Annotated in this window: 24 protein-coding genes and 1 pseudogene; 17 read left to right on the forward strand and 8 right to left on the reverse strand. The window is 69.5% G+C overall.

Annotated elements, in window-relative coordinates; translation table 11 throughout:
- The first annotated feature begins 16 nt into the window (after window positions 1–16).
- Complete coding sequence (locus ABZ552_RS06935; protein WP_281878978.1) at window positions 17–985, forward strand: DUF389 domain-containing protein; 969 nt, start codon at window positions 17–19, stop codon at window positions 983–985.
- An 8-nt stretch (window positions 986–993) separates the two neighbouring features.
- Here ABZ552_RS06935 and ABZ552_RS06940 read toward each other — a convergent pair whose 3' ends face one another.
- On the reverse strand, window positions 994–1965 hold the full coding sequence (locus tag ABZ552_RS06940; protein WP_357435939.1) for a hypothetical protein: 972 nt from the start codon (window positions 1963–1965) through the stop codon (window positions 994–996).
- Window positions 1966–2155: 190 nt separating this feature from the next.
- Here ABZ552_RS06940 and ABZ552_RS06945 point away from each other — a divergent pair, with 190 nt between their 5' ends.
- The gene (locus tag ABZ552_RS06945) at window positions 2156–3325 is read left to right on the forward strand and encodes a kinase (RefSeq protein WP_281878980.1); all 1170 of its coding nucleotides are present in this window, start codon (window positions 2156–2158) and stop codon (window positions 3323–3325) included.
- Between the two features lie 107 nt (window positions 3326–3432).
- Window positions 3433–3684 carry a hypothetical protein gene (locus ABZ552_RS06950; RefSeq protein WP_281878981.1) on the forward strand — a complete coding sequence of 84 codons (252 nt, stop codon included), beginning with the start codon at window positions 3433–3435 and terminating at the stop codon, window positions 3682–3684.
- A 12-nt stretch (window positions 3685–3696) separates the two neighbouring features.
- Here the strand turns inward: ABZ552_RS06950 and ABZ552_RS06955 are convergent, their stop codons facing one another.
- Window positions 3697–5352, reverse strand: a complete 1656-nt coding sequence (locus tag ABZ552_RS06955; protein ID WP_357435941.1) for an alkaline phosphatase D family protein — start codon at window positions 5350–5352, stop codon at window positions 3697–3699.
- Between the two features lie 174 nt (window positions 5353–5526).
- Between ABZ552_RS06955 and ABZ552_RS06960 the strand changes: the two genes are divergently transcribed.
- The 6 genes from ABZ552_RS06960 to ABZ552_RS06985 all read left to right on the forward strand — a co-directional run bounded on the left by ABZ552_RS06960 (window position 5527) and on the right by ABZ552_RS06985 (window position 13571).
- Window positions 5527–6834: a replication-associated recombination protein A gene (locus tag ABZ552_RS06960; RefSeq protein ID WP_281880878.1), complete on the forward strand. Its 1308-nt coding sequence runs from the start codon at window positions 5527–5529 to the stop codon at window positions 6832–6834.
- A gap of 84 nt (window positions 6835–6918) precedes the next feature.
- Window positions 6919–9588 carry an alanine--tRNA ligase gene (gene alaS, locus ABZ552_RS06965; RefSeq protein WP_281878983.1) on the forward strand — a complete coding sequence of 890 codons (2670 nt, stop codon included), beginning with the start codon at window positions 6919–6921 and terminating at the stop codon, window positions 9586–9588.
- Complete coding sequence (gene ruvX, locus ABZ552_RS06970; protein WP_281878985.1) at window positions 9588–10151, forward strand: Holliday junction resolvase RuvX; 564 nt, start codon at window positions 9588–9590, stop codon at window positions 10149–10151. Before alaS ends, ruvX begins: the two co-directional genes overlap by 1 nt.
- Window positions 10148–11659, forward strand: coding sequence for an endolytic transglycosylase MltG (mltG, locus tag ABZ552_RS06975; protein WP_281878986.1), 1512 nt, complete (start codon window positions 10148–10150; stop codon window positions 11657–11659). The genes ruvX and mltG overlap by 4 nt, the downstream gene beginning before the upstream one ends.
- A complete protein-coding gene (locus tag ABZ552_RS06980) occupies window positions 11649–12473 on the forward strand; it encodes a shikimate dehydrogenase (protein ID WP_281878988.1) in 825 nt (274 codons plus the stop codon). The genes mltG and ABZ552_RS06980 overlap by 11 nt, the downstream gene beginning before the upstream one ends.
- 618 nt (window positions 12474–13091) lie before the next feature.
- A complete protein-coding gene (locus ABZ552_RS06985; RefSeq protein WP_281878990.1) occupies window positions 13092–13571 on the forward strand; it encodes a B-4DMT family transporter in 480 nt (159 codons plus the stop codon).
- A gap of 64 nt (window positions 13572–13635) precedes the next feature.
- Here ABZ552_RS06985 and aroB read toward each other — a convergent pair whose 3' ends face one another.
- The 5 genes and pseudogenes from aroB to ABZ552_RS07010 form a co-directional block, all read right to left on the reverse strand.
- Window positions 13636–14757 carry a 3-dehydroquinate synthase gene (aroB, locus tag ABZ552_RS06990; protein ID WP_281917881.1) on the reverse strand — a complete coding sequence of 374 codons (1122 nt, stop codon included), beginning with the start codon at window positions 14755–14757 and terminating at the stop codon, window positions 13636–13638.
- 224 nt (window positions 14758–14981) lie between these two features.
- Window positions 14982–15629 (reverse strand): annotated as a pseudogene (locus ABZ552_RS06995) (shikimate kinase); the annotation flags it as partial.
- Complete coding sequence (gene aroC, locus ABZ552_RS07000) at window positions 15626–16834, reverse strand: chorismate synthase (protein ID WP_281880880.1); 1209 nt, start codon at window positions 16832–16834, stop codon at window positions 15626–15628. The pseudogene ABZ552_RS06995 and the gene aroC, both read right to left, overlap by 4 nt.
- A 98-nt stretch (window positions 16835–16932) precedes the next feature.
- A complete protein-coding gene (locus tag ABZ552_RS07005) occupies window positions 16933–17778 on the reverse strand; it encodes a universal stress protein (protein WP_357435945.1) in 846 nt (281 codons plus the stop codon).
- 225 nt (window positions 17779–18003) lie between these two features.
- Window positions 18004–18477 carry a prepilin peptidase gene (locus ABZ552_RS07010; RefSeq protein ID WP_281917883.1) on the reverse strand — a complete coding sequence of 158 codons (474 nt, stop codon included), beginning with the start codon at window positions 18475–18477 and terminating at the stop codon, window positions 18004–18006.
- Window positions 18478–18700: 223 nt separating this feature from the next.
- Between ABZ552_RS07010 and ABZ552_RS07015 the strand changes: the two genes are divergently transcribed.
- The 4 genes from ABZ552_RS07015 to ABZ552_RS07030 are packed head-to-tail and all read left to right on the forward strand — an operon-like array spanning window position 18701 to window position 21243.
- Window positions 18701–19828 carry a Xaa-Pro peptidase family protein gene (locus tag ABZ552_RS07015; protein ID WP_281878995.1) on the forward strand — a complete coding sequence of 376 codons (1128 nt, stop codon included), beginning with the start codon at window positions 18701–18703 and terminating at the stop codon, window positions 19826–19828.
- A gap of 48 nt (window positions 19829–19876) precedes the next feature.
- Entirely contained in the window at window positions 19877–20440 is a 564-nt protein-coding gene (gene efp / locus ABZ552_RS07020; protein ID WP_159837837.1) for an elongation factor P, read from the forward strand.
- Window positions 20441–20473: 33 nt separating this feature from the next.
- Complete coding sequence (gene nusB / locus ABZ552_RS07025; protein WP_159837835.1) at window positions 20474–20983, forward strand: transcription antitermination factor NusB; 510 nt, start codon at window positions 20474–20476, stop codon at window positions 20981–20983.
- The gene (locus ABZ552_RS07030; protein ID WP_159837833.1) at window positions 20980–21243 is read left to right on the forward strand and encodes a YciI family protein; all 264 of its coding nucleotides are present in this window, start codon (window positions 20980–20982) and stop codon (window positions 21241–21243) included. Before nusB ends, ABZ552_RS07030 begins: the two co-directional genes overlap by 4 nt.
- A gap of 225 nt (window positions 21244–21468) precedes the next feature.
- Here the strand turns inward: ABZ552_RS07030 and ABZ552_RS07035 are convergent, their stop codons facing one another.
- Window positions 21469–22725, reverse strand: a complete 1257-nt coding sequence (locus ABZ552_RS07035; protein ID WP_281878997.1) for an SLC13 family permease — start codon at window positions 22723–22725, stop codon at window positions 21469–21471.
- Window positions 22726–22934: 209 nt separating this feature from the next.
- On the opposite strand from ABZ552_RS07035, the gene ABZ552_RS07040 reads away from it, so the two are divergent.
- From ABZ552_RS07040 to ABZ552_RS07055, 4 genes are all read left to right on the forward strand, one after another.
- On the forward strand, window positions 22935–23423 hold the full coding sequence (locus ABZ552_RS07040) for a DMT family transporter (RefSeq protein WP_281878998.1): 489 nt from the start codon (window positions 22935–22937) through the stop codon (window positions 23421–23423).
- Between the two features lie 59 nt (window positions 23424–23482).
- Window positions 23483–23989, forward strand: coding sequence for a DMT family transporter (locus ABZ552_RS07045; protein WP_281879000.1), 507 nt, complete (start codon window positions 23483–23485; stop codon window positions 23987–23989).
- A gap of 98 nt (window positions 23990–24087) precedes the next feature.
- Window positions 24088–24621 carry a DUF4334 domain-containing protein gene (locus tag ABZ552_RS07050; protein WP_357435949.1) on the forward strand — a complete coding sequence of 178 codons (534 nt, stop codon included), beginning with the start codon at window positions 24088–24090 and terminating at the stop codon, window positions 24619–24621.
- A 118-nt stretch (window positions 24622–24739) separates the two neighbouring features.
- Window positions 24740–25966 (forward strand): FAD-dependent oxidoreductase, encoded by a 1227-nt coding sequence (locus ABZ552_RS07055; RefSeq protein ID WP_357435951.1) that lies wholly within the window; start codon window positions 24740–24742, stop codon window positions 25964–25966.
- Window positions 25967–25979 lie beyond the last annotated feature (13 nt).

The following is a 25979-nucleotide window of genomic DNA, read 5'->3' on the forward strand; positions in this document are numbered from 1 at the left end:
ACCACGAGGGAATCCGTTGTTGCACTTGCGCATGATCAGCCCGCCGGAGAGCACCGATGAGGTGCTCGCGGTACTCGCCGCCGATCCCGGGGTCACGCACGTGACCCTGGCGCGCGGTGCCGCGCTGGAGCCCGAGGGCGACCTCGTGCAGGCGGATGTGGCTCGCGAGGCCGCCAACGACGTGCTCGCGGACCTGACCGCGCTGGGCATCTGCCGGTCCGGCGGCATGACGCTCACCCCGGTCGAAACGGTTCTGTCGGACGCGGGCGAGCGGGCGGTGCACGAGGCGCCCGGCGATCCCAGCGACGCGATCGTGTGGCAGGAACTCCTCGCGCAGACGCACGAGGAGTCGAGCCTCAACGCGACGTTTCTCGCGTTCCTGACCATCGCCTGCCTGCTCGCCGCCGTGGGCGTCGCGACCGATTCGCCGGTGACGATCGTCGGCGCGATGGTCGTCGGCCCGGAGTTCGGCCCCCTGGCTGCCTTCGCGGTGGCGTTGTCGCGCAGGGACTTCCGGCTCGCCGGCCGCTCGGTGGTCGCGCTCGCGGTCGGTTTTCCGGTGGCGATGGTGGTCACGCTGCTGGCGACGCTGGTCTGGGAGCAGCTCGGCTGGATCAGCATCGACGGGGTGGGCGGTATCTCGGAGGTCGACTTCATCTACCAGGTCGGACCGTTCTCCCTGGTCGTCGCGCTGCTGGCCGGTGCGGCGGGCATGTTGGCGCTGGTAACCGCGAAATCGGCCGCGCTGGTCGGTGTGTTCATCTCGGTGACGACCGTGCCCGCGGCCGGATTCGCCGTCGTCGCGGCGACTCTGGGGGAGTGGCGGGTGGCGTTCCTGTCCGCGGGGCAACTGGCGGTGAACATGGCCGGCATCGTGGCGGCCGGGGTCATCGTGCTCGCGCTGCGGCCTCGCACGGGCAGCGAGGCCGGTCCGGTGGGACGGTTCAAGCGCTGGATCGCCAGGCGCTCACCGATCGGGAAATGAAGCGCAGCTCACAGTGCGGCGACCGTGCCGCCGGTGAGCGTGCGGTAGGCGTAGGTCACCGCGATGACCGCGACCGGGCCCGCGATCAGCAGGCCGAGACCGCACAGCATCAGGCCCAGGAAGGTGACCACCAGCACCGCCAGTGCGAGCAGCAGAACCTGCCAGGCATTGGCGACCACCAGCGTGAAGCTGGACTTCAGCGCCTCGAACGGACCTTGGTCCTGGTCGACGACGAAATGCAGTGAGAACATGCACAGCCACCCGGCGATCAGTCCGGGAAGCAAGCAGATCGCCGAGCCGAGGAAGGTCAGCGTGAACGCCAGCAGTGCGGTGAGCAGCACATTGCCCGCGTTCACGAACCGGAAGTAAGCGCCGAAAGGCGGTGGTGTGCCATCGGTTTCGAACAGTGCTCCGCGCACCATCGCCGCTTGCAGCAGCCATATCCCGGCCATGACCGCCAGGAAGACGAGCAGCAGCGGCAGCATCGTCGTGGGATCGGTGAGCTGGACGACGAGCAGGGAAACCAGGTATATGACCAGTCCCAGCGCGGTCACCCCGACCCACGGGCCGGGATTGGCCCGGAACTTCGCCCAGCCGTAGCTGAGCGCCTGACCCACGTCCAATGTGGTCGGACCCGTCGGGACCTGCTGGTAGCCGTAGACCGGCTCCTGCGCGGGCGCGGGGCCGGACGGCGCCCAGCCCGGTCCGGTGCCCGGCGGGCCGTAGCTCGGGTGCGCCGGGTCCGCGGGCGGGGGCGGCTGCGGCGGTTCGCTGCCGTAGTGCGCCGCGCCGGGACCCTCGAACTGCGGGTATGCTGACGAATCGGCCATCTCGGGGCGGACCTGTCCGGTCCCGGGGGCCGGAGCTTGCGGATTCGGGTTCTGGAACTGCCCCGGCCGCTCCGCATGACGTTCGTCGTCGTGCGGGGAGGACGCGCCGCCGGCTGATTGTCTGGGTGCGGGAGGCGGAGTCTCGGTCATGCGTGGACCTTTCCACTCAACTGGTTTGCGGTGTGGCGCACGGCAGTTGACGATGAGACAACCCGACGGCCGCATCGGTGTCAAGCGACCGGCGGCGGCCCCGCGGCCGTGCCGCGGACACGCCGAGCGACGCGGAAAGGTTGTGTAACCGCTCGCTAGAAGTGACCCGATGCGAGTACTTTGAGAGGCGATGACCGCACTATTGGCCGAACGCGCCGCCGAAGTCGTGTCCGCAGCGCAACAGTTGCTCACAAAGCGAATGGGTGCTCCGGTAAAGCTGAGCGATCCGATCGAACTCAGCGGTAGTGGTAGGACGACGGTCCTACGTGTGCGGGTTGCGGAGAACGCTTTCTCGTTGCCGCGAACCCTGATCGTCAAGCAGGTCCGTGGCGCCGCCCAGGATCGCCGGACCGGCGGTCTGGCCCCCGGGGTGGCGAGCATAGATTCCGCGTTCCTCCGCGAGGCGGTCTCCTATCAGTTCACCACCGCGCTGAGCCGGGAACAGCGCCCGGGCGCGTACCTGATCGCGCACAGCCTTCCCGACCGGCTGCTGATTCTCAGCGACCTCGGGGACAACTCGCTGCTCACCGCCGTGCTCCAGTCCGGCGCCGAGCCCGCCACCCGCAACGCCCTGATGGCGTTCGCCCAGGCGCTGGGCCGGATGCATGCCGCCACCGTCGGGCGCGAGGCGGACTTCGTCGCGTTGCTGCGCCGAGTCGACGTGGTGCACCGGGTGGACGGCATCGCCCAGCAGGCCGAGTCGGCGATCGCCGAGGTGCCCGGGCTGCTCCAGCGTGAACTGGGCATCGAGGTGCCCGGCGAGATCGCCGAGCGGATCGTGCGCGGAAATCGGCTGTACTCCGCGGGGCGCTTCCGGGCGTTCAGCCCGTCGGACCTGTGCCCGGACAATGTGATCTTGAACGAGGAGGGCGCCCGCTTCCTCGACTACGAGTGGGGTGGATTTCGCGACGCCACCCTGGACATCGCCTACGCGCTGGTGTCCTTCCCGGGCTGCCTGTGCGACCTCGAGCTCTCGCGCGAGCGCGCCAGGCAGATGGTGGAGGCGTGGCGCGCCGAGGTCGTGGGTGTGTGGCCTGCGCTGGCCGACGACGACCAGCTGGCCGAACGTATCCTGGAAGCCCGGCTGATCTGGGTCTGGTTGTCCACTTACTGGTTCCTGCCCGCCGACCACACGCGCATCGCGGCCGCCAGGGAACACGGACTGTCGGTGCCGCGCTCGGCGGCGCTGATCAACCGCTGGGCCGCCCTCGCCGAGGACGCGCGGTGCACCGGGGACGACATCGTGGGTGATTTCGCCGAGGACGTGTCGGCGCGGCTGGAAGAGCGCTGGTCGGAGTAGGCCTCCCGTCGGGGGAACCGGGCGCAGGCCGTGCCGGACCCAACCGGCGTGAATGTCGGCGTCGGCCCCTCGCCAGGGGCACGAGCACGGGGAAGAGGGAGTGCCGGGTGGGTCACCTACTGCTCGTATTGCTCGCGCTCGTTCTCGTCGCCGCTCCGCTCGGCGTCGGGATCATGCGAAGGACCAGAAGCCCTGGCCGGATCGGCGGCGATGCGACGACGCGTGCCCGCGCGGCGGGGGCGCAGCTCAGCAAGGACGCTCGCGCGCACCGGTGGCGCTACCGGCCGTACGGCAAGTCGAACAACGACAGCGGCGGCGGCGCGGGGTGCGCGGGCGGCGGGTGCGCGGGCGGCGAGTGATCCGCTGCGCTGTCAGCCGAGCGGGGCCTGCCGCGGCTCGATCCGGCCCCCGGAGCGGACAGCGAACGACGCGCCGTGCCGTACACCCGAATCGGGGTCGGCAACGTCGAGCACGTAATACCAGTCCATCTGCGCTTGGTCGGCGGTGATCTCCAGGACGCCGTAGCCGTGCGCGTCCAACTCCACATAGCGCAGATGCCGGTTGACCGTCTTGATCGATTCCGCGATGGGCGCGGAGTTCGCCCGGAGCATGTCGCCGATGCTGGTCGAGGTCACCGACGGCACGACGAACTCGGCGCCCGCCGTCGCGCCGCCCGGGTAGTTCGCCGCGTCCAGAGGCAGATCCGCGGCCCACGAGGAGTGGATATCTCCCGTCAGGAACAGCACGTCTGAGACCTGCTGGTCGATGATGGCGCGGAACAGGCGGGTGCGGTCGGCGGTGTAGCCGTCCCACTGGTCGCCGTTCAGCGAGAGGCCGGATTGCGGGACGCCGACGGTGCTGGTGATCGCCGCGGTGGTGGCCGGTTCCAGCGGCGGGAAGACCAGCGGGGCGATCATGACCGAGTTGCCGACCAGCTTCCACCGCACCGGCGCGGACGCCAAGCCCGCGGTCAGCCATTCCATCTGTGCCTTACCGGTGATGGTGCGTGCCGGGTCGTCCGCCGCGCGCCAGTCCGCCCCCGGCTTCGCCTCCTGGTCGCGGTAACTGCGCAGATCCAGCATGGCGAGTTCGGCCAGGGTGCCGAAGCGCAGCCTGCGGTAGATCCGCGCATCGGCCCCGGAACCGGACGCACGGACCGGCATCCATTCCAGATAGGCCCGTGCGGAGGCGGCGCGCCGGTCCGTCCAGTCGCCCTCCGTCGCCGGATCGTGGTTGTGCGCGCCGCCGGACCAGGAGTTGTCCGCGGATTCGTGGTCGTCCCAGGTGCAGATGAACGGCAACATGGCGTGCAGGCCGAGTAGATCCGCGTCGGTCTTGTACTGCGCGTGCCGGATGCGGTAGTCGGCCAGGCTGACGATCTCGTTGGCCGGTTCGTGCGGACGCACGGTGCCGTTGCGGCCGCCGTACTTGCCGCGGCCGTATTCGTAGATGTAATCGCCCAGGTGCAGGATCGCGTCCAGGTCGGTGCGGGCGGCCAGGTGACGGTAGGCGCCGAAGTAGCCCGCCTCCCAGTTCGAGCACGAGACCACGCCGAATCGGAGGCGGTCGGGCGCGTCCTGCGTGGCGGGGGCGGTCTTGGTGCGCCCGACAGGGGAGGTCTGGCCGAGGGCGCTGAAGCGGTAGAAATACTGCACACCGGCCGCGAGGCCGGAGACGTCGACCTTGACGGTGTGATCGGAGTCCGCCGCGGCCGTCACCGCGCCGGAAGCGGCGATCGAGGCGAACCGTTCGTCCGCGGCGATCTCCCACCGCACGGTGGCCGGGTCGCCCAGCCCCGACCCGGGCGCCGCCTCGTCGGAGACGGTGACACGGGTCCAGAGGATCACGCCGTCGGGGAGTGGGTCGCCCGAGGCGACGCCGTGCCGGAAAACCGGTGTCGCGGCGGCCGCGCGGCCTGGGGCCGACACCGCGGTGGCGGTGGCGGCGGCCGCGGTGCCCTTCAGGAGGGTGCGCCGAGCGAGGCGCGCGGTGGTCGAGGGATCTGAAACGAACGCGTTTTCAGTCACGGGTACCGATCACATCCGAAGGATCCGCGACACGCAACTCGGCTCGATTCCGCACAGGTCAGGACGGGCCGTTGCGGCGGAAAGCGTGCGGCGGAACGGCATGTCGCGCTGTCGGTGCGGATCGGTAACGTTCGTGTCGTGAGCGATGGTTTGTTCGATGTGCCCGGTGCCGCGGTGCCCGCGGAGCATTCGATCGACGCCGTGGTGCGCCGGGACTCGGGTGCGCCGCTGGCGGTGCGCATGCGTCCGGCCGGCCTGGAGGAAGTGGTCGGCCAGCAGCACCTGCTCGGTCCCGGCTCGCCGCTGCGCAGGCTGATCGAGGGTTCGGGCGCCGCCTCGGTGCTGCTCTACGGGCCGCCCGGTACCGGTAAGACCACCCTCGCCTCGCTCATCTCGCAGGCCACCGGTCGCCGGTTCGAAGCGCTGTCGGCGCTGTCGGCGGGTGTCAAGGAGGTGCGCGCGGTCATCGATATGGCGCGGCGCAGGCTGTCGGCGGGTGAGCAGACCGTGCTGTTCATCGACGAGGTGCACCGTTTCTCCAAGACCCAGCAGGATGCCCTGCTGGCCGCGGTGGAGAACCGTATCGTCCTGCTCGTCGGCGCGACCACGGAGAACCCGTCGTTCTCGGTGGTGTCGCCGTTGTTGTCGCGCTCGCTGGTGCTGCAACTGCGGTCGTTGACCGAGACCGACATCCGCCGCGTGCTCGAGCGGGCGATCGATGATCCGCGTGGTCTCGGCGGCGAGTACACCGTCACCGAAGCCGCGCTCGAGCACATCGTCCGGATCGCGGGCGGCGACGCTCGCCGCGCCCTGACGGCGCTGGAAGCGTCGGCGGAATCCTCGCTCGACGGCACCGTCGACGTGGACCTGGTCGAGGCCAGCGTGGACAAGGCCGCCGTCCGCTACGACCGCGCGGGCGACCAGCACTACGACGTGATCAGCGCGTTCATCAAGTCCATCCGCGGCTCGGATGTCGACGCCGCGCTGCACTACCTCGCGCGCATGCTCAGCGCGGGTGAGGACCCCCGCTTCATCGCCCGCAGACTGATGATCCACGCGAGCGAGGACATCGGGATGGCCGACCCGATGGCGTTGCAGACGGCGACCGCCGCCGCGCAGGTGGTGCAGCTGGTCGGGCTGCCCGAAGGCCGCCTCGCGCTCGCCCAGGCCACGATCCATCTGGCGACCGCCCCGAAGTCCGGTGCGGTCGTCGCCGCGATCGGAGCGGCGATGGCCGATGTCGCCGCGGGTAAGGCGGGTCCGGTTCCGCCGCACCTGCGCGACGGCCACTACCCGGGCGCGGCGGCACTCGGCCACGCTCAGGGTTACCGGTACCCGCACGACGACAAAGACGGCGTCCTCGCGCAGCAGTATCCCCCCGACGAATTGGTCGGCGTCGACTACTACCAGCCCACCGATCACGGACACGAACGGGAGATCGGCCCCAGGGTCGACAAGCTGCGCCGCATCGTCCGAGGCTGACCCCACCCCACCGGGTCGCCGGGACGCACCGGGGCCCCTGGTCGATGAATATTCGCGTGCGCGGCACCGGTAGGCTGGGTATTCGTGCAGACCCACGAGATTCGACGGCGTTTCCTGGACCATTTCCTCCGTGCCGGCCATACCGAGGTGCCGAGTGCCTCGCTGATCCTGGCCGACCCGAACCTGCTGTTCGTCAACGCAGGCATGGTCCAGTTCAAGCCGTACTTCCTGGGTCAGGAGGCGCCGCCGTACCCGCGGGCGACCAGCGTGCAGAAATGCGTGCGCACCGGCGACATCGAAGAGGTCGGCGTCACCACGCGGCACAACACGTTCTTTCAGATGGCCGGGAATTTCTCCTTCGGCGACTACTTCAAGGAAGGGGCGATCGGCCTCGCCTGGGAGCTGATCTCCAAGCCGCAGGACGAGGGCGGTTACGGGTTCGACCCCGAGCGGATCTGGGTGACCGTGTACCAGGACGACCCCGAGGCCGCCGAGATCTGGAAGCGGGTCGCGGGCATCCCGGAGGAGCGCATCCAGTTCCGCGACGGCAAGGACAACTACTGGGACATGGGTGTGCCCGGCCCCGGTGGCCCCTGCTCGGAGATCTACTACGACCGCGGCCCCGAGTACGGCCGCGACGGCGGGCCGGTCGCCGACGAGGACCGTTACCTCGAGATCTGGAATCTCGTGTTCATGCAGGATGTTCGCGGTGAGCTGAGTCCGAAGCAGGGGCATCCGCCGGTCGGGTCGCTCCCGAAGAAGAACATCGACACCGGTATGGGCGTCGAGCGGATCGCGTTGCTGCTGCAGGGCGTGGACAACGTCTACGAGACCGACCTGCTGCGGCCGATCATCGACAAGGCCGAGGAGCTGACCGGTCGTTCCTACGGCGTCCAGCACGAGGACGACGTGCGCTTCCGCGTGATCGCCGACCACGCCCGCACCGCCGCCATGCTGATCGCCGACGGCGTGAACCCGGGCAACGACGGCCGCGGGTACGTGCTGCGGCGCCTGCTGCGCCGCATCGTGCGCTCGGCTCGCCTGCTCGGCGCCGAGAAGCCGGTGATGAGCGAGTTCATGAAGGTCGTCAGCGACCTGATGGCCCCCTCCTACCCCGAGCTGGCGACCGATTTCCGCCGCATCGAGACCGTGGCGGTCGGTGAGGAGACGGCGTTCCTGAAGACGCTGAACACCGGCTCCACCCTGTTCGACAACACCGCCGCCGCGGTCAAGGCCGGGGGCGGCACCACGATCGCCGGGTCGGACGCGTTCACCCTGCACGACACCTACGGCTTCCCCATCGATCTGACCCTGGAGATGGCCGCCGAGGCCGGGCTGTCGGTCGACGAGGAGGGCTTCCGCTCGCTCATGGCCGAGCAGCGTAAGCGCGCCAAGGAGGACGCGCAGGCGCGCAAGCACGCCCATGCCGACCTGACGATCTACAAGGAGCTGGTCGACCGCGGCGCCACCGAGTTCACCGGCTTCGACGAGCTCACCTCCGAGGCCACCGTGCTCGCGCTGATCGCCGACGGCGTGCGGGTGCCGACCGCGACGGTGGGCCAGGACGTCGAGGTCATCCTGGATCGCAGTCCGCTCTACGCGGAGTCCGGCGGCCAGATCGCCGACCGCGGTTCCATCACCGCCTCCTCGGGACTGAAGCTGCGCGTGAACGACGTGCAGAAGATCGCCAAGAAGCTCTGGGTGCACAAGACCACGGTGGAGCACGGCCAGATCACCGAAGGCGACATCGTGCTCGCCCAGGCGGACCCGGCGTGGCGGCGCGGCGCCACCCAGGGCCATTCCGGCACGCACATGGTGCACGCCGCCCTGCGGCAGGTGCTGGGCCCGAACGCCGTGCAGGCCGGTTCGCTGAACAAGCCGGGCTACCTGCGCTTCGACTTCAACTGGCAGGGCCAGTTGTCCGAGCAGCAGAAGGCCGATATCGAAGCGGTGTCCAACGACGCGGTCGGCGCCGACTTCCCGGTGAACACCTTCGTCACGGATCTGCCGAAGGCCAAGCAGATGGGCGCCCTGGCCCTGTTCGGCGAGAACTACGGCAACGAGGTCCGCGTGGTGGAGATCGGCGGCCCGTTCTCGATGGAGCTGTGCGGTGGCACGCACGTGCAGCATTCCTCGCAGATCGGCCCGATCACGGTGCTCGGCGAGTCGTCCGTCGGCTCGGGCGTGCGGCGCGTGGAGGCGTTCGTCGGCCTGGACTCCTACAAGTACCTGGCCAAGGAGCGTGCGCTGCTGGCCGGTGTGGCCTCCGCGCTGAAGGTGCCCTCCGAAGAGGTGCCCGGTCGCGTCGAGCAGCTGGTGGAGCGGCTGAAGGTGGCCGAGAAAGAGCTCGAGCGCACCAAGATGGCGGCAGTGCTGTCCTCGGCGGGGAAATTCGTCGAGGAGGCCGAGCGGATCGGCCGCCTGCTGCTGGTCGCGGTGGCTGCGCCGGAAGGCGTCCAAGCGGGCGATCTGCGTACCCTCGCCACCGACATCCGCGGCCGGTTCGGCAGTGAGCCCGCCGTGGTGGTGCTGCTCGGCAATGCCGACGGCAAGGTGCCTTTCGTGGTGGCGGTGAACAAGCCCGCCCAGGAGCTCGGCGTCAAGGCGGGCGATCTGGTCGGCAGCTTCGGCCCCAGCATCGCGGGCCGTGGCGGCGGCAAGCCGGAGATGGCCCAGGGCGCGGGTTCGGACCCGTCCGGCATTCCGGCGGGCCTGGCCGCGGTCCGCGCGCGGGTGGCCGAACTGGCCGGGTGATGGGCGATCCCGCGGAATCCGACAGGCCGGCGCAGCGCGGCGCCGACCGGCCGCACCCCGCCACCGATCCCGGCCGGGGCAGGCGCATCGGAGTAGACGTCGGCAGTGTCCGGATCGGGGTCGCCGCGAGCGACCCCGATGGCGTTCTCGCCACCCCGGTGGAAACCGTGCCGCGTGCGAAACAGTCGCGACGCTCGGCTCCCGCACCCGATATCGAAAGAATTGCCGAAATTGTGCGGGAGTACGAGGCAGTCGAGGTAATCGTCGGATTGCCGCGAACATTACGCGGGGAGAAGGGCACTGCGGCTACGCTGGCCAGCGCATTCGCTGAGCGATTGCGGGCTGCCGTCGCGCCGGTACCGGTCCGGCTTTCCGACGAACGTTTGACTACGGTGTCAGCTGCACGTGCATTGCGGGACAGTGGAGTTCGCGCGCGTGGCCAGCGGCAGGTGATCGATCAGGCGGCGGCCGTGTCGATCCTGCAAGGATGGTTGGACGAACGGAGTGCGGTGTTGAGGTCGGTGGAAGCGGGACGTCCTGCGTCGTCCGGGGACGATGCATGACGGATCGGTGGGCGCGGGCCGAGGAACTGTTCCGACAGCGCGAAGCTGATCGGCGTTATCGGAGAGACGACCGAGCCTGGGGCGAGTACGACGGCGACGAGTACGACCGGTACGACGACTACGACGACGACACGACCGTCATCCCTCGCTACGTCGACGACGAGGAGGAGGAGCCGCCCGCGCCGCCGCCACCGGCCTCGCGCCGCGGTGGACAGCGCGCGAGGACCACGCAAGCGGAGGCGCCGCGCCGCTCGAAGCGTGAGCAGTCCAAGCGCGCCCAACCCGAGCGTTCCGGCCGATCGCAGCGCGGCAAGCGATCCCGGGTCGCCTCGCGCAAAGCCGCCGAGCGCAAGAAGCGCCGCCGGAACCTATGGTTCGTCGCCGGGGTCTTCGTTCTGCTCTTCACCGGCGCTCTGGTCTTCGCGGGGATGAAACTGATCGGCGGCCTGGCCCCGCCGAAGGACTACGCGGGGCCGGGCGGGCCGCTAGTGGTGGTCCAGGTGCACCCGGGCGACACCTCGCAGCAGATCGCCTCGACGATGGTCGACCGCGGGGTCGTCGCGAGCACGGGCGCCTTCTTCCAGGCGGCCGTGCGCAACTCGAACATGAGCACGGTGCAGCCGGGCTTCTACGCGATCCCCAGCCAGAGCCCCGCCGCCGAGGCGGTGTCGGCGCTGGTGAGTAAATCGTCGCGGGTCGGCAACCTGGTCGTCTCCGAGGGACGGCTACTGCACGACCAACACGACATGAGCACCGGCGGGCGCTATGACGGCATCTACCGCAAGATCGCGGAGGCCAGTTGCATCGGCACCGGCGCCAACCAGAAGTGCGTGACCTACGAACAGCTCGATGCCGCGGGCGCGAGCCTGGACCTGGCCGCGCTCGGGGTGCCCGCGTGGGCGACGCAGGGTGTCAAGGACTGTCCTGACCGGACGAGGCAATTGGAAGGCCTTATCGCGGCGGGGACTTGGGATTTCGATCCGAGCGGTACGCCGGAGCAGATTCTGCGGCAATTGGTGACCGCGAGCGCGCAGAGCTATGAGTCCACCGGACTGCTGCAATCCGGCGCCGACACGAAACTGACGCCGTATCAAACGCTCATCGCCGCCTCGCTGGTGGAACGCGAGGCGAAACCTCAGGACATGGGCAAGGTGGCGCGGGTGATCGTGAACCGGCTGCGGGCCGATCAGATGCTGCAGTTCGACTCGACGGTGAACTACACCCTGGATCGCACCGAGGTGGCGACCACCGACGCCGACCGCGCCCAGGAGACCGCCTGGAACACCTACGCGATGCGCGGCCTGCCCAAGACCCCGATCGCCGCGCCGTCGCTGAACGCGTTGCGTGCCATGGAGAACCCGGAGGCGGGGCCGTGGCTGTACTTCGTCACGGTCGACAAGCAGGGGACCACTCTGTTCACCGACGACTATCAGGAGCATCTGCGCCTGATCGCGCGGGCGCAGCGCAGCGGCATCCTCGACAGTTCCAAGGACAGCGGTGGCCGATAGTCGCAAAGCGGCGGTGCTCGGCAAGCCGATCGCGCATTCGCGATCGCCGCAATTGCACCTGGCCGCGTATCGCGCGCTCGGGCTGAATTGGAGCTACGAGCGGATCGAATGCTCGGCCGAGCAACTGCCCGGATTGGTCGACGGGCTCGGACCGGAATGGGTGGGGCTCTCGGTGACCATGCCCGGCAAGGAAGCGGCACTGGCCTACGCGGACGAGCGCACCGACCGGGCCGTGCTGGTCGGGTCGGCCAACACCCTGGTTCGCACCGACGCGGGCTGGCTGGCCGACTGCACCGACGTGGACGGTGTGCTCGGCGCGCTGCGTGGCGGTGGTGTCACCGACGTGACCGAGGGCGTGGTGCTCGGTGCGGGCGGCACCGCGCGGCCCGCGCTGCTGGCGTTGTCGGAGCTGGGCGCGAAGTCGGTGACCGTGGTCGCGCGCGACGCCGGACGTGCGCGCGGCGCACTGGAACTGGCCGAGCGGCTGGGGATGGTCGCTTCGCTGGCCGGGTTCGATGCCGGGACGCTGCGCGCGATCTGTGCCGCGGCGGGCGCCGTGGTGAGCACGATCCCCGCGCCCGCGGCCGCCGTCGTCGCGCCCGCGGTGGCCGAGGCCCCGGTGGTGCTCGACGCGATCTATAACCCTTGGCCGACCCCGCTGGCCGAGGCGGTGGCGCGGGCCGGGCACACGGTGGTGAGTGGTCTGCAGATGCTGCTGAACCAGGCATACGGGCAGGTCGAGCTGTTCACCGGGCAGCGGGCACCGCGTGCGGAGATGGCGGCCGCGCTGGCCGAGAGGCAAGCCGGAAACTGATCCCGGTGCGGGCCCGCGGCGGCCGCGCTCTTTCACTGCCGAGGCCGCCGTATTAGGCTGTCGTGCAGGGTATTTCAGTGGGAGGGGAAACATCGTGTTCATTCGAATCGGGGTCGCCGCCGCGATGGCCATCGCCGCGTCTGCGTTCGTGCTCGGCGGACAGCCGGTGGCCAAGGCGGACGGTTGCGCATCGAAGCAGCCGACCTGGGGGTTCCAATGTGTCGCTTCGGCGTCGAACGTCTCGTACGCAAGCTGCAAAAAGGACGCGCCGCTCTGGAGCGATCGGGCACAGTGCGTCCAGCGAACCGACGGTAGCGGTAGGTACGACCTCTGGGTGCCGTCCAACTGAGACGGCCGTGCCGACCCTATGGCAACCTGTCGGTCGGCGGCACGTCTTGACGTCATTCGGCCGGCGGCGGGGGCCCATTCACGTCGGCCGTACAGCGGCCACTTGTGTGCGCCCGCGAGCCTGCTGAATGGCAACAATACGAATCCCGCGCAGACGCCTATAGGGCCCAGCTGAACCGCACCCTGTCTTTCGAGCGAAGCGGGACGAGCGCGCGCCGCGAACACGCAGAGCCGTAGGCGCTGCCCGAAAACACAGCTATGGTGTTTCGCATGAATGCTTGGTTGTTGCGGGCCGTCGTGCTCGGTGCGCTGGTGGTGGCGTTGCGCGCCGGGCTCGGGTTCGCGATGGTGTATTGGCCGACGCACGGGGCGCTGATGCGCATCCTGTGCCTGGTCGTGCTGGTCGCGGCCATCGTGTCCTGGGGTGTGCTCGACGGTCGCCGCGACCGTATCGCCAGCGGAGACGCGGAGCGAGGCGCCGATCTGACCATGATGTGGTTGAAGGCCGCCGTCGTGGGCGGGGTGGGCAGCGGTCTGGTGGCCTGGCTCCTGGACTTCGTGCCCGGATTCGACCTCGGTGACAACGGCCTGCTCTTCGAAGTCACGGCCGGCGCGGCGTTCATCATCCTGCTGATCTTCGTGCCCGCGCTGATCGGCGTCGGCGTCGGCCGGATGCTGGCCGAGCGGCAGAACGGCAAGGGCCGCTCCACCCCGCCGTCGACGTTCTCCGCCGCGGGAAGCGCGATCTGATTCGACGCACGAACGGCGCGCCCGATAAGGGGCGCGCCGTTGTCGTATCCGGTGGCCGTGCGGGTTACAGCAGAACCGCACCGCCGCTGGGACTGTCCTCCCTGGCGATCGCCGAGTAGGCGGCGGCCAGCAACGTCGGATCAGGTCCTTCCAGGCGTCCGGGCTTGGCCAGGCCGTCGAGCACGACGAAACGCAAGACGCCGGAGCGGGTCTTCTTGTCCGTCTGCATGGCGTCCAGCAGCTGGGGCAGCGCGTCGGCGTCGTAGCTGGTCGGCAATCCGACGGCGGACAGGATCGCGCGGTGCCGGTCGGCGGTGGCATCGTCCAGACGGCCTGCGAGCCGGCCGAGTTCGGCGGCGAACACCAGACCGACGGAGACCGCCGCGCCGTGGCGCCACCGGTAGCGCTCCCGCCGCTCGATCGCGTGCCCGAGGGTGTGACCGTAATTGAGGATCTCGCGGAGGCTGGACTCCTTCAGATCGGCGGCCACGACGTCGGCTTTCACCTGAATCGCGCGGCGGATCAGCTCCGGCAGCACTTCGCCGGCCGGGTCGAGGGCGGCCTCCGGGTCGCGCTCCACCAAATCGAGGATCACCGGGTCGGCGATGAAACCGGCCTTGATGATCTCGGCCATGCCCGCGACGATCTCGTTGCGTGGCACGGTTTCGAGCGTGGCCAGATCGACCAGCACGGCGGCGGGTTCGTGGAAGCAGCCGACCAGGTTCTTGCCCGCCTCGGTATTGATGCCGGTCTTGCCGCCGACCGCCGCGTCGACCATCGCCAGCAGCGTGGTGGGCACGTGCACGATGCGCACGCCGCGCATCCAGGTGGCGGCGACGAAACCGGCGAGGTCGGTGGCCGCGCCGCCGCCGAGGCTGACCACGACGTCGTTGCGGGTCAGGCCGATGCGCCCGAGCACCTCCCAGCAGAACCCGGCGACGGCCAGGTCTTTGCCCGCCTCGGCGTCCGGGATCTCCACGCGGTGGGCGTCGACGCCGGTGTCGGCCAGCGCTTTTCGCACCACCTCGGCGGTCTCGGTCAGCGGCGGCTGATGGAAGATGGCCACCGTGCGCACGCCCTTGGCCGCGCCGTTGACCGACTCGACGAGTTCGCCGAGCAACCCGCGGCCGATGATCACCGGGTACGGGTCGGCGGTCCGGACTTCGAGACGACTCGGCTCTGTCACGTGGCTTGCTCCGATTCTGTTGATGCTGTGGTCGGCTGCTGCCGTGCCCTGGATCGGGCACGACGTGCGCGGGCGCGCCGGGAACGGCTGCTTGTCGCCGTGTCGCCGGCGCCCGCCCCGCTCGCGGCGTCGGGTTCGCTCGTGATGCTTCTGCGGGTGCGGCGGGATCGAACGGTGGCGGTCACCGCCGACTCCGCACCGGTATCGGTGTTCTCGTCTTGATCCGCGGTTTTCCGCCGGGCGGCGGTTCTGGCCCGGGCGCGGCGCCGGGCCCGGGATCGGCTGCTGCCCTGCGGAATTCCGCTGGGCGGCGGCGGCAGATCCGCCTCGGCGTGCTCGACCGGTTCCATCCCCAGCTTCGTCATGATCATCCGCACCACCCGGCCCGGGCTGCGGCCGTCGGTGCGCACCCGGACGGTCGCCACTTCCCGGTACAGCGGCCTGCGGGTGCGCATCAACTCCCGGTACTTCGCACCGGGGTCGGCGTCGTTGAGGAGGGGCCGCTGGGTGCTCGCGCCGGTGCGCCGGAGGCCCTCGGCCACGCTGATCTCCAGATAGACCACGGTGCGGCCGTGCAGCAGGGCCCTGGTCTTCGCGGACAGCACGGCGCCACCGCCGAGCGAGACCACGCCGCGCTCGGCGAGGACGGCGCGGCGCACCACCCGCTCCTCGATCCGGCGGAATTCGGGCTCACCGTCTTCGGCGAAGATCTCCGGGATCGTGCGACCGGTCTCCCGCTCGATGCCGGCATCGGTGTCGTACAGCTCGACGCCGAGTTCCCTGGCGAGCTTGCGGCCGATCGTCGATTTCCCCGCTCCCGGCGGTCCGACCAGCACCACGCGCGGGGCGCGCGGATCGGTCTGCACGATCATTGCGACCGACTGTCCGCGGACACGTGGGGGCGAGTGCTGATGCGCTTGATGTAGCTGGTGATGTTCTCGGCCGTCTCGGTTAGCGAGTCGCCGCCGAACTTCTCCAGCGCGGCCTGTGCGACGACCAGCGCCACCATGGATTCGGCGACCACGCCGGCGGCGGGCACGGCGCACACGTCCGAACGCTGGTGGATGGCGACGGCCTCATCGCCCGTGGTCATGTCCACGGTGGACAGCGCACGCGGAACCGTCGAGATCGGCTTCATGGCGGCGCGCACGCGCAGCGCCTCGCCGTTGGTCATGCCGCCCTCCAAGCCGCCCGCGCGATTGGTGGAGCGCAGTACGCCGTCGGGGCCGGGCCGCATCTCGTCGTGCGCCTGGCTGCCGCGGCGGCGCGCGGTCTCGAACCCGTCGCCGACCTCGACGCCCTTGATGGCCTGGATGCCCATGAGCGCGGCCGCGAGCCGGGCGTCGAGCCGGTTCTCGCCGCTGGTGAACGACCCGAGGCCGACCGGAAGTCCCTCCACGACCACCTCGACCACGCCGCCGAGGGTGTCACCGTCCTTCTTGGCCGCCTCGATCTCGGCGATCATCGCGGCTTCGGCGTCCTTGTCGAACGCCCGCACCGGACTGGCGTCCACCGCGGCGAGATCGGCGGCGGTCGGCACGACGCCGGAGGTGTTCTGCGCCGCGCCGATGGACACGACATGCGACACGACCTCCGCGCCGAACGCCTGGCGCAGGAAGTTGCGCGCGACGGTGCCCGCCGCGACGCGCGCGGCCGTCTCCCTGGCGCTGGCGCGCTCGAGCACGTTGCGGGCGTCGTCGAAGTTGTACTTGAGCATGCCGGAGTAGTCGGCGTGCCCGGGCCGGGGCCGGGTCAGCGGTGCGTTGCGGGCCAGGTCGGCGAGTTCGGCCGGATCGACCGGGTCGGCGGACATCACCGTCGTCCACTTCGGCCACTCGGAGTTGGCCACCTCGATCGCCACCGGGCCGCCCATCGTGCGCCCGTGCCGCACACCGCCGACGAGGGTGACCTTGTCGGCCTCGAACTTCATCCGCGCGCCGCGGCCGTAGCCGAGCCTGCGGCGCGCCAGCTGCGTGGAGATCTCGTCGGACGTCACCTCGACGCCCGCCACCATCCCCTCGAGGATGGCGACGAGAGCGGGACCATGGGATTCTCCGGCAGTTATCCAACGCAGCACGTCGTTCATCTTCCCATGTCGACGCCGCTGCTCCGGAATGTGGCCCGCCGTGACGACGCGCACGGTCGGGGAGGGCCGGCTACCGCGGGCCGCGGTGCTCACCGGGCGATGACGATGGGCCGATCCACCGAGCGCAACAGCGCGTCACTCACCGAGCCGAACAGCAGCCGCCCCAAGGCCCCCCGGCCCCGATTGCCCACCACCAGCAACTGTCCGTCGCGCGAGCGTTCGAGCAGTCGCCGCTCCGGACGGTCGCGGACGACCTCACGCCGGATGGTGAGCTCCGGGTACTGCTCCTGCCAGCCGGCCAGGCTGGTGGCGAGCAACGCTTCCTCGGTCCGGCGCAGCGCGGCCCAGTCGGTACCGATCGCGGCCAGCGGCTCGACCTCGCCCCAGGTGTGCACGGCCACCAGTTCGACCCCGCGCAGCGACGCCTCGGTCGCCGCCACCTCGATGGCGGCTTGCTCGGCGGAGGACCCGTCCACCCCGACGATCACCGGGCCCGTATCAGTCGGTTCCCACAACGGCGTGTCGTCGGGTACCACCGCCACCGGGCAGTCGGCGTCCCGGGCGACGGCGGTGCTCACCGAGCCGAGGAGGACGCGCTGCGCGCGGCCGATACCGCGGGTGCCGACCACCAGCATCGCCGCGCTCCGGGACCGCTCGATCAGGGCGCCGGCGATGTGCGCGGTGCGAATCTCCGTGCCGATGGCGATGTCGCGCACGGTGTGCGCGGCCGCCACCGCGGCGTTCGCGGCGCGCTCGATCGCCTCGTCCGCTTCGCGCACCCGCAGCAACGCGGCCGGGCGCGGCGGATCGTCGTCGTCGGATCCGAGTGACGACTCGACGATGAGCGAGATGTGCAGGGGCGCGTCGTGCAGCGCGGCGGTCTGCGCAGCCCAGCGGACCGCTGTGATCGAGGGATCGGAACCGTCGGTTCCCACGACGATCGGTCTCCGCGACGGATGCCTCGGATTCACTGGGCGGCTCCTTCTCGACGCTGCTTCTCCTGTCGTTGCGCATGCGAGGGCGACTCGCCGAAGTGCCGCACTTGGAGCGCTGCAGCCGCGGCCGCTCGGGAAAGTCGTTGCCCGCGATTGATGCTACCGATGAATTGCCATGAATTTGCTGGCTTCACGATCCGCTGATCCGGCGCGGAAGCGCCGGGCTCAGGTCGAGTCGAGGGTCGACGAGAACAAGGCCAGCAAGGTCGCCAGACACATCGCTGGGCCATGCGGCACGGTGACCGCGCCGGCGCCGGGGTCGGCGGCGTGGGAGCCGAATCCGCCACGGCAGGCCAACGCGCCCAGCGCGACGCACGCGGTGAGCGCCGGCGCGCCGAGTGCGGCCCACACCCACGGTCGAGCGCCGCCGAGGGCGGCTGCCCCGCCGAGCATCGCCGCGAGTTTGACGTCCCCCGCGCCCAGCGCGGCGGGTGCCGCGAGGTGTACCAGCAGATACGGCGCCGACAGCAGTACCGCGCCCAGCAGTGCGGCAGCGAATTGTCCTGTGTACAGGCCATATCCGAGAACCGTCAGCGCACCCGAACCGGTCAGTTCGTTCGGCAGGCGCCGTTCGCGCAGGTCGAACACCGTCAGCGCCACGCACCACACGGCGAGGACGGCGCACGCGAGAGGAGTCATGTCTCCACTCTCGCCCGGCCCCGGAGCGGAACAGCCGTGCCGGCCCAGAATGTGCATAATCCGGGCGAATGTGAACAGGGTATGGGTCAGCCCGCCTCCGTCCTATCGAGAATTGCTGAGCGACAATGCTTTTCGTGTCGGTCGTGGTGCTTCTGCCGCACCGGCGGCATGCCGAGCACGTGTTGCCTGTCGGCAAGCGGTGTGTCGGCGGTAGTTTTGACTCATGTGTGCTGATCACCAGGGTCATGTGCCGGACTACGCGGCGCGGCGTGGCGCGCTGCGCAGCCTGCTGGTGGAGAACGGGGTGGACGCCCTGCTCGTCACCGATCTGGTGAACATCAGATATCTGACCGGATTCACCGGTTCCAACGCGGCGTTGCTCGTGCACTCCTGGGACACGCGGGTCGCCGAGGAACGGACCGTGATCGGCACCGACGGCAGGTATCGGACCCAGGTCGCCGAGCAGGTGCCCGACCTGCGCGCGGAGATCGCGCGCGCCACCGCTCGGCGGATCGTGCAGCTGGCCGGGGAGTGGCAGGTCGGCCGGGTCGGTTTCGAAAGCCATGTCGTCACCGTCGAACAGCATCGCGGTTTCCTCGAACAGCGCACCGGCCTGGAGTTCGTCGCCTCGCCCGGCCTGGTCGAACAGTTGCGCATGGTCAAGGACGCCTACGAGGTGGAGCAGCTGCGCGCGGCCTGCGCGGCGGGCGACGCCGGTCTGGCCGCGCTGCTGGAGCGTGGCGGACTGCGTCCCGGTCGCACGGAGCGTCAAGTGGCCAGGGACCTGGAATGGGCCATGTTCGAGCACGGCGCCGAAGCGGTGTCGTTCGAAACCATCGTGGCCACCGGCGCGAACTCGGCTGTCCCGCATCATCGCCCGACCGGCGCCGTGCTGGCGGCGGGCGATTTCGTCAAGCTGGACTTCGGGGCGGTGGTCGGCGGCTACCACTCCGACATGACCCGCACCTTCGTGCTCGGCGCGCCGACCGACTGGCAGCGCGAGGTGTACGCGCTGGTCGCCGACGCGCAGCGGGCCGGATGCGACGCGCTGCGGCCGGGGATTCCGGTGGCCGACGTCGATGCCGCGTCGCGGGCGGTGATCGAGGCCGCGGGTCACGGCAAGTTGTTCGTGCACGGCCTCGGCCACGGGGTCGGGTTGCGGATCCACGAAGCGCCCGGAATCGCGAAAACCGGAACCGGTACACTTCTGACTGGCGTGGCGGTGACCGTCGAACCAGGTGTGTACTTTCCCGGCCGCGGCGGGGTCCGGATCGAGGACACGCTCGTGGTGCGCGAAGGGGGCCCGGAGCTGCTCACCCACACCAGCAAAGACCTGACCGTCGTCGACTGACGCCGGTCTGCCCGAGACCAAGCGGTAGAACGAGGAGATCCGAAGACAGTGGCGGACACCAGCGACTTCAAGAACGGCCTTGTGCTGAAGATCGACGGTCAGCTCCAGCAGATCATCGAGTTCCAGCACGTCAAGCCGGGCAAGGGCCCCGCGTTCGTGCGGACCAAGCTGAAGAACGTCGTGTCCGGCAAGGTGGTCGACAAGACCTTCAACGCCGGCGTGAAGGTGGAGACCGCCAACGTCGACCGCCGCGACATGACCTACCTCTACCACGACGGCACCGACTACGTCTTCATGGACGGCGAGACCTTCGACCAGATCTCCATCGCCGAGGAGACCATCGGCGACGGCGCCCGCTTCCTGCTGGAGAACATGACCGTGCAGGTCGCCACGCACGAGGGCGCGCCGCTGTACGTCGAGCTCCCGGTCTCGATCGAGCTCGTGGTCCAGCACACCGACATCGGCCTGCAGGGCGACCGCTCCACCGGCGGTACCAAGCCCGCCACCCTGGAGACCGGCGCCGAGGTGCAGGTTCCGCTGTTCATCAACACCGGCGACAAGCTGCGCATCGACTCGCGCGACGGCAGCTACCTCGGCCGGGTCAACGCCTGATCACCCGGCCGGCAGATCCGGGATGATGTGACCGTGGCTGACCAGCCCGTGGACAAGAAGTCCACGTACAAGAAGCTCGGCGCGCGGCACAAGGCCCGCCGCCGCGCGGTCGACCTGCTGTTCGAGGCCGAGGCCAGGGACGTCGACGCCGCCGATCTGCTCGATGAGCGCGCCGAACTCGCCGGTCGTGATCAGTCGGTCGCGCCGGTGCACCCCTACACCCGCACCTTGGTCGGCGGCGTCGCCGACGACCTCGACCGGGTGGACGGCACCATCGAGTCATACCTACAGGACTGGACCTTGGCGCGTCTCCCGGCCGTGGATCGCGCGATCCTGCGCATCGCGGTCTGGGAGCTGTTCCACGCGAGCGACGTCCCGCCGGTCGTCGCTGTGGACGAAGCGGTGGAACTGGCCAAGGAACTGTCCACCGACGACTCCCCGTCCTTCCTCAACGGCGTACTGGGTCAGGTCGTCCTGGTGGCACCGCAGGTGCGTGCCGCGGCGGCTGCGACTCGGGCTCCGCGCCCGGAGCCGGAGTCGTGAACAAGTACCTCGTTCTGGCGATGCGCACCCCTCGCTTCGACAATGCCGTGATCGAGCCGCATCGGCAGTTCCTGCGGTCGCTGGACGACCGCGGGCAGCTGCAGGAGAGTGGCCGCTTCACCGACGGCACCGGCGGCGCGTACGTGATCTACGCCGAGAGCCTGGACGCCGCCCGCGAGATCGCGTTCACCGATCCCGTGCACACCACGGGCTCCTCGGAACTCACGATCTACGAGTGGGAGATCACGGCGCCGAACTGACTTCGGTTCCACCCCGCGTCTGCGCGGTGTTCCCGCCCGGCCCGCATGGCCGTGGGCGCGCGGATGGCTCCCGTTGGTGGGTGTACGGATGACCAGCGGGAGCACGACCGGAACCGGTGGTTCCGCGCGTGAGATCGGACCTCGATGTGCGTCTCGATCCGGCCTCGGCGGCTATCCTCGTACCTCAACCGCGCTCGAGGTCAAGAGAGGCGCTGTTTTCGCCGCCTAGCTGCCAGTGACCAGCAGCGCTGCGACCGCTCCCGCGGTGGCGACCACGGCGAGGGCGGCTCCGGTCAGGACGAAACGCCGCATGGGGACCCGTACACCGTGCATGCGGCAGAATTCCAAGCACAGCAGGGTGGCGAGCGAGCCCCACGGCGTGACGACAGGGCCGACATTGGTGCCGATCAGCAAGGCGAGGAGCTGATCGCCGTTCTGCGCGGGAATCACCGACTCGCCGGCCGTGTAAGCGGGCAGGTTGTTCGCGACATTGGACAGAGCCGCACCCGCCGCCGCGGCGCGGAACGCGCCGGACGCGCCCGGGTCGGTGCCGATCAGGGCGTGCATCAAGTCACCGAGACCGAGTCGGCTCAGGGTGGGTACCACCAGAAACAGGCCGACCACGAAAACGAACAGCCGCCACGGGATGAGTGACCACCGCAAGGCGCCGCGGTCGAACACGGCGAACGCCGCCAACGCGATCAGCGCCGCGAGTGCCGCCGCGATACCGATCCGATCGCCGACGAGGGGTATCGCGACGATGAACAGCAGGCAAGCCCCCGCTGTGGTGAAGAACAGCGAGCGTTCTCGGAAGTTCGTGGGCCGGATCGGCTCGGGCGGCAGATAGCGGTCGGTTTCCCGGCGTCCGCGCCGCCAGTACCACACCCACAAGCACACCGTCGTCGCGGCGACCGAAACCAGCTGTGGCGCCCACATCTTCGCCGCGAATCCGGACGCGGTCAGGGCCACCCGGTCGGCGGCGAGCAGATTCGTGAGATTGGAGACCGGCAGCAGCAGGCTCGCGGTGTTGGCCAGCCACAGAGTGGTCATGGCCAGCGGCAGTGGCGGAATGCGGGCAGGCGCCGCGAGTGCCAGCATGACCGGGGCGATGAGCACGGCTGTGGTGTCGAGGTTCAGCAGGACCGTCGTGGCGGAGGCGAACAGTACGCAGAGACCGAACAGCGCGGGGTAGTAGCCGCGCCCGAGGATCGCGAGGCGATGGGCGATGGCGTCGAAGACTTTGGCCTGCCTGGTGAGTTCGGCCAGCACGATGACGCCGGCGAGAAACAACAACAGCGGGCCGATGCGGCGCATGTTCGCGGCGGCCTCGTCGCGGGGCAGCAGCCCGGTGAGCACGCACAGCACGCCGGCCGCCAGCAAGGCGAGGCGGACCCGGTCCAGGACGCTCAGCCGCGGCCCGGACGTGGTCGCGGGCGGGTTTCGCACAGAGGAATCGACCAGTTCGGGCACGACTGCCATCATGGCAGCCTCTTTCGGTCGCCCCCTTCCCGGCCGAGGGGCGGGCCGACCCGAGACGGCGATTCCTGTTTACCCGTTGAACGTGCCGTTAGACGATGGTACGTTATTCGGGTCACACAGGGTCGGGCGCGCCGGCCCATTCGTCGGGTGGAAACCGTTGTGTCCGAGGAAATCTCGGCTTCGTCCGCCGCCGAGTCAAGGATGTATTGCCCATGAGCATCGCCATCGGACTGGTATTTCTGTTCATCCTGGTCGGAGGCAGCCTACGGTCGGCCGAGGCCGGCTGCCAGAACACGTTGATGAACCACATGAAGAACATGTGGCTGTGCGCCGTGATCTCGTATGCCGTTGCGCTGACCGGGTTTTCGATTTTCCTCGCGCTGTCGTCGAAGAGTCCGTGGCCGACGCTCGACGACGTGCGGAACATGCCGTGGTGGGCGCCCTTCGGCGGCCTGCTGGGCGGCGCGGCGGTGATGGGAATGATCGCCGTCGCCCGTCATGTCGGAGTGGCGACGTTCAGCGCGCTGGTGATCGTAGGCGAGATGGTGGTCGCCGTGATCATGGACCACTTCGGCCTCATGGGATTCGAAGAGCGATCCGCCAGCATTCCGCGTCTGGTGGCGTGCGGGCTGATCACGCTCGCGATCTACCTGATGGCCGACGAGCCCGCGGCCGGTGAGCCCAGGGTCAGCGTCACCTGACGGCGGTACGCGCCCCACTGCCGGCAAACCAACCCTTCGCACTCTCCCGAGGACTCCCGATGACGGTCCAGACCGCCGAAAAGACCCGTGCCGCGCTGCCCCGCGCCACGATGGCACTCATCTTCGCGTTCATCCTGGTCGGCGGCGCACTGCGTTCCGTGGAAGCCGGCTGCCAGAACTCGCTGAAGCTGGCATTGAAGAATGTCTGGCTGTGCGGCGTGATCTCCTACGCCGTGGCATTCACCGGCTTCGCGATCTTCCTCACGGTGGCGCTGCTGGTTTCGACCAACCGGCCGTGGCCGACGAAGGCCGACGTCCGAAGCATGCCACGGTGGGCGCCGTTCGGCGGCCTGCTCGGCGGGGCCGCGATCCTGGCGATGATCTCCGTGGCTTCCGATGTGGGCGCAGGCACCTTCAATGCCTTGATCATCGCGGGACAGATGTTCGGTGCGCTCGCGATCGACCACTTCGGGCTGATGGGGTTCCCGCGGCGTGCGGTGAGTTCCAAACGCATCGTCGCCTGCGTCATGATCATCGCCGGGATCTACCTCATGGCGAGCTACTGAGCCCGCGCGGGGCGCAGCAGGACCTGGTCGACCGCCGCTATCTGAGAGATGGATAGGGTATCTATCGCACTGTTGCCTCGCCGAAGGAAGTAGGAGACATGGCCGCGAACGATCTGACCGTCACGGACGTCCATACCGCGCAGCAGGCGTGGGCACTGTTCGATCGCCTCCCGGCCGCGCGGGTCGAGGAGATCACGACGGGGCGCTGGCGCGGCGAGGAACTGGACACCGGTCATCCGATGGATGGCGTGCTGGTGGCTTCGGGCTGGTACGGCAAGCAGTTCGACGGTCCCGACAGCGTGCATCCGCTGCTGTTCACCTCCGGCGGCACGGTATTCCCCGTCGATCCGCGCCGCGTCCCGGTCGCATTGGCCGGGCGGGTGCCGCTGTCGGGTGTGCGTGCTGTGCGCAAGGCGCTGCCGGTCCTGCGTCCCGCGTTGCGCACGAGCAAGTACACCGCACGTCTGCGTGCGGTCGAATACCGCGGCGTGACCGGTGCCGCGATGGTCTACGACCACCTGCCGATCATCGACCACTTCCGGCGCGCCGACGAGCACACCTTGTTCGGCGTGATGGATTTGCGCGGTATGGCGGAACCGTACTTCTTCGTCCTGCGCCGGGACATCAGCTGAGGCGGTCGCCGATCCGGTCGGCCACGGCCGATCCGCGTCCGGCGCCGTGCCCGCCGCACTAGGATTTGCGCAAACAGGCGACACCTTGCGGCGATGGTGACCGAGGGAGGCACAGTCGATGGAACGCACGACATGCCTGGTGGTCGGCGGGGGACCGGCCGGAATGATTCTCGGGCTGCTGCTCGCACGGGGCGGTGTCGAGGTCACGGTGCTGGAGAAGCACAAGGACTTCTTACGCGACTTCCGCGGCGACACTGTGCATCCCACGACCCTCGACCTGCTCGACGAACTGGGGCTCGGCGCCGAATTCGCGAAACTCCCCGCGCGGAAAGTGGATCAGGTGCAGCTGCCGATCGCGGGGGGCCTGCAGACACTCGCCACGTTGAAGAACCTGCCGGGCAAGCACAAGTACGTCGCCATGGTGCCGCAGTGGGATCTGCTGGATCTGCTCGCGCGGGCTGCCGAGGCCGAGCCCACCTTCCGGCTGCGGATGAACACCGAGGCCACCGACCTGGTCTGGATCGACGGCAGGGTCGGCGGCGTGACCTACCGGACCGTCGACGGTTCGGGCGGCTCGATCGAAGCCGACCTGACCGTGGCCTGCGACGGCCGCGGTTCGCTGCTGCGGGCGGCCGCGGGGCTGCCCACCCGTACCTGGCCGACGCCGATGGACGTCTGGTGGTTCCGCTTGCCGCGCACGGAGATCGACCCCGCGGGCGCGCTGCCGATCGTCAGCGCCCGGCGCGTGGCGGTTCTGCTCGACCGTGGCGATTACTGGCAGTGCGCGACGTTGATCGCCAAGGGCGCCGACGAGTCCGCCCGCCAGGGGCCGGTCGAGGACATCATGCGCGGCCTGGCCGAGGCCGCGCCCTGGCTGTCCGATCGGGTCGACGCCTTGACCAGCTGGGACGAGGTCAAGTTGCTGGATGTGCGACTCGACCGGCTGACCCAGTGGTACACCAACGGCCTGCTCTGCCTCGGGGACGCCGCGCACGCGATGTCCCCGGCCGGCGGCGTCGGCATCAACCTGGCCGTGCAGGACGCCGTGGCCGCGGCCGGAATCCTCGCTCCGCGGTTGCTGTCCGGCACGCTCGGGACCAGGGATCTGGCGAAGGTGCAACGGCGGCGGAGGTTCCCGACCGTCGTGACCCAGGGCATACAGCGACTCCTGCATGCTTTCGCGATCGTCCCTGCTCTCGAAGGGCGCGTCGACATCGCCCGTGCCGCTCGCGCGCCGCTGCCGGTCCGCATACTGCGTCGCGTTCCCGTACTACGTAGCGTGCCACCCTATTTGCTCGCTCGCGGCGTCCTGCCGGAGCACGCGCCCTACTTCGCTCGGCGCTAGCGGTTCGGCGCCG

The sequence above is a fragment of the Nocardia sp. NPDC019219 genome (assembly GCF_040632645.1).
Classification (GTDB): Bacteria; Actinomycetota; Actinomycetes; order Mycobacteriales; family Mycobacteriaceae; genus Nocardia; species Nocardia sputorum.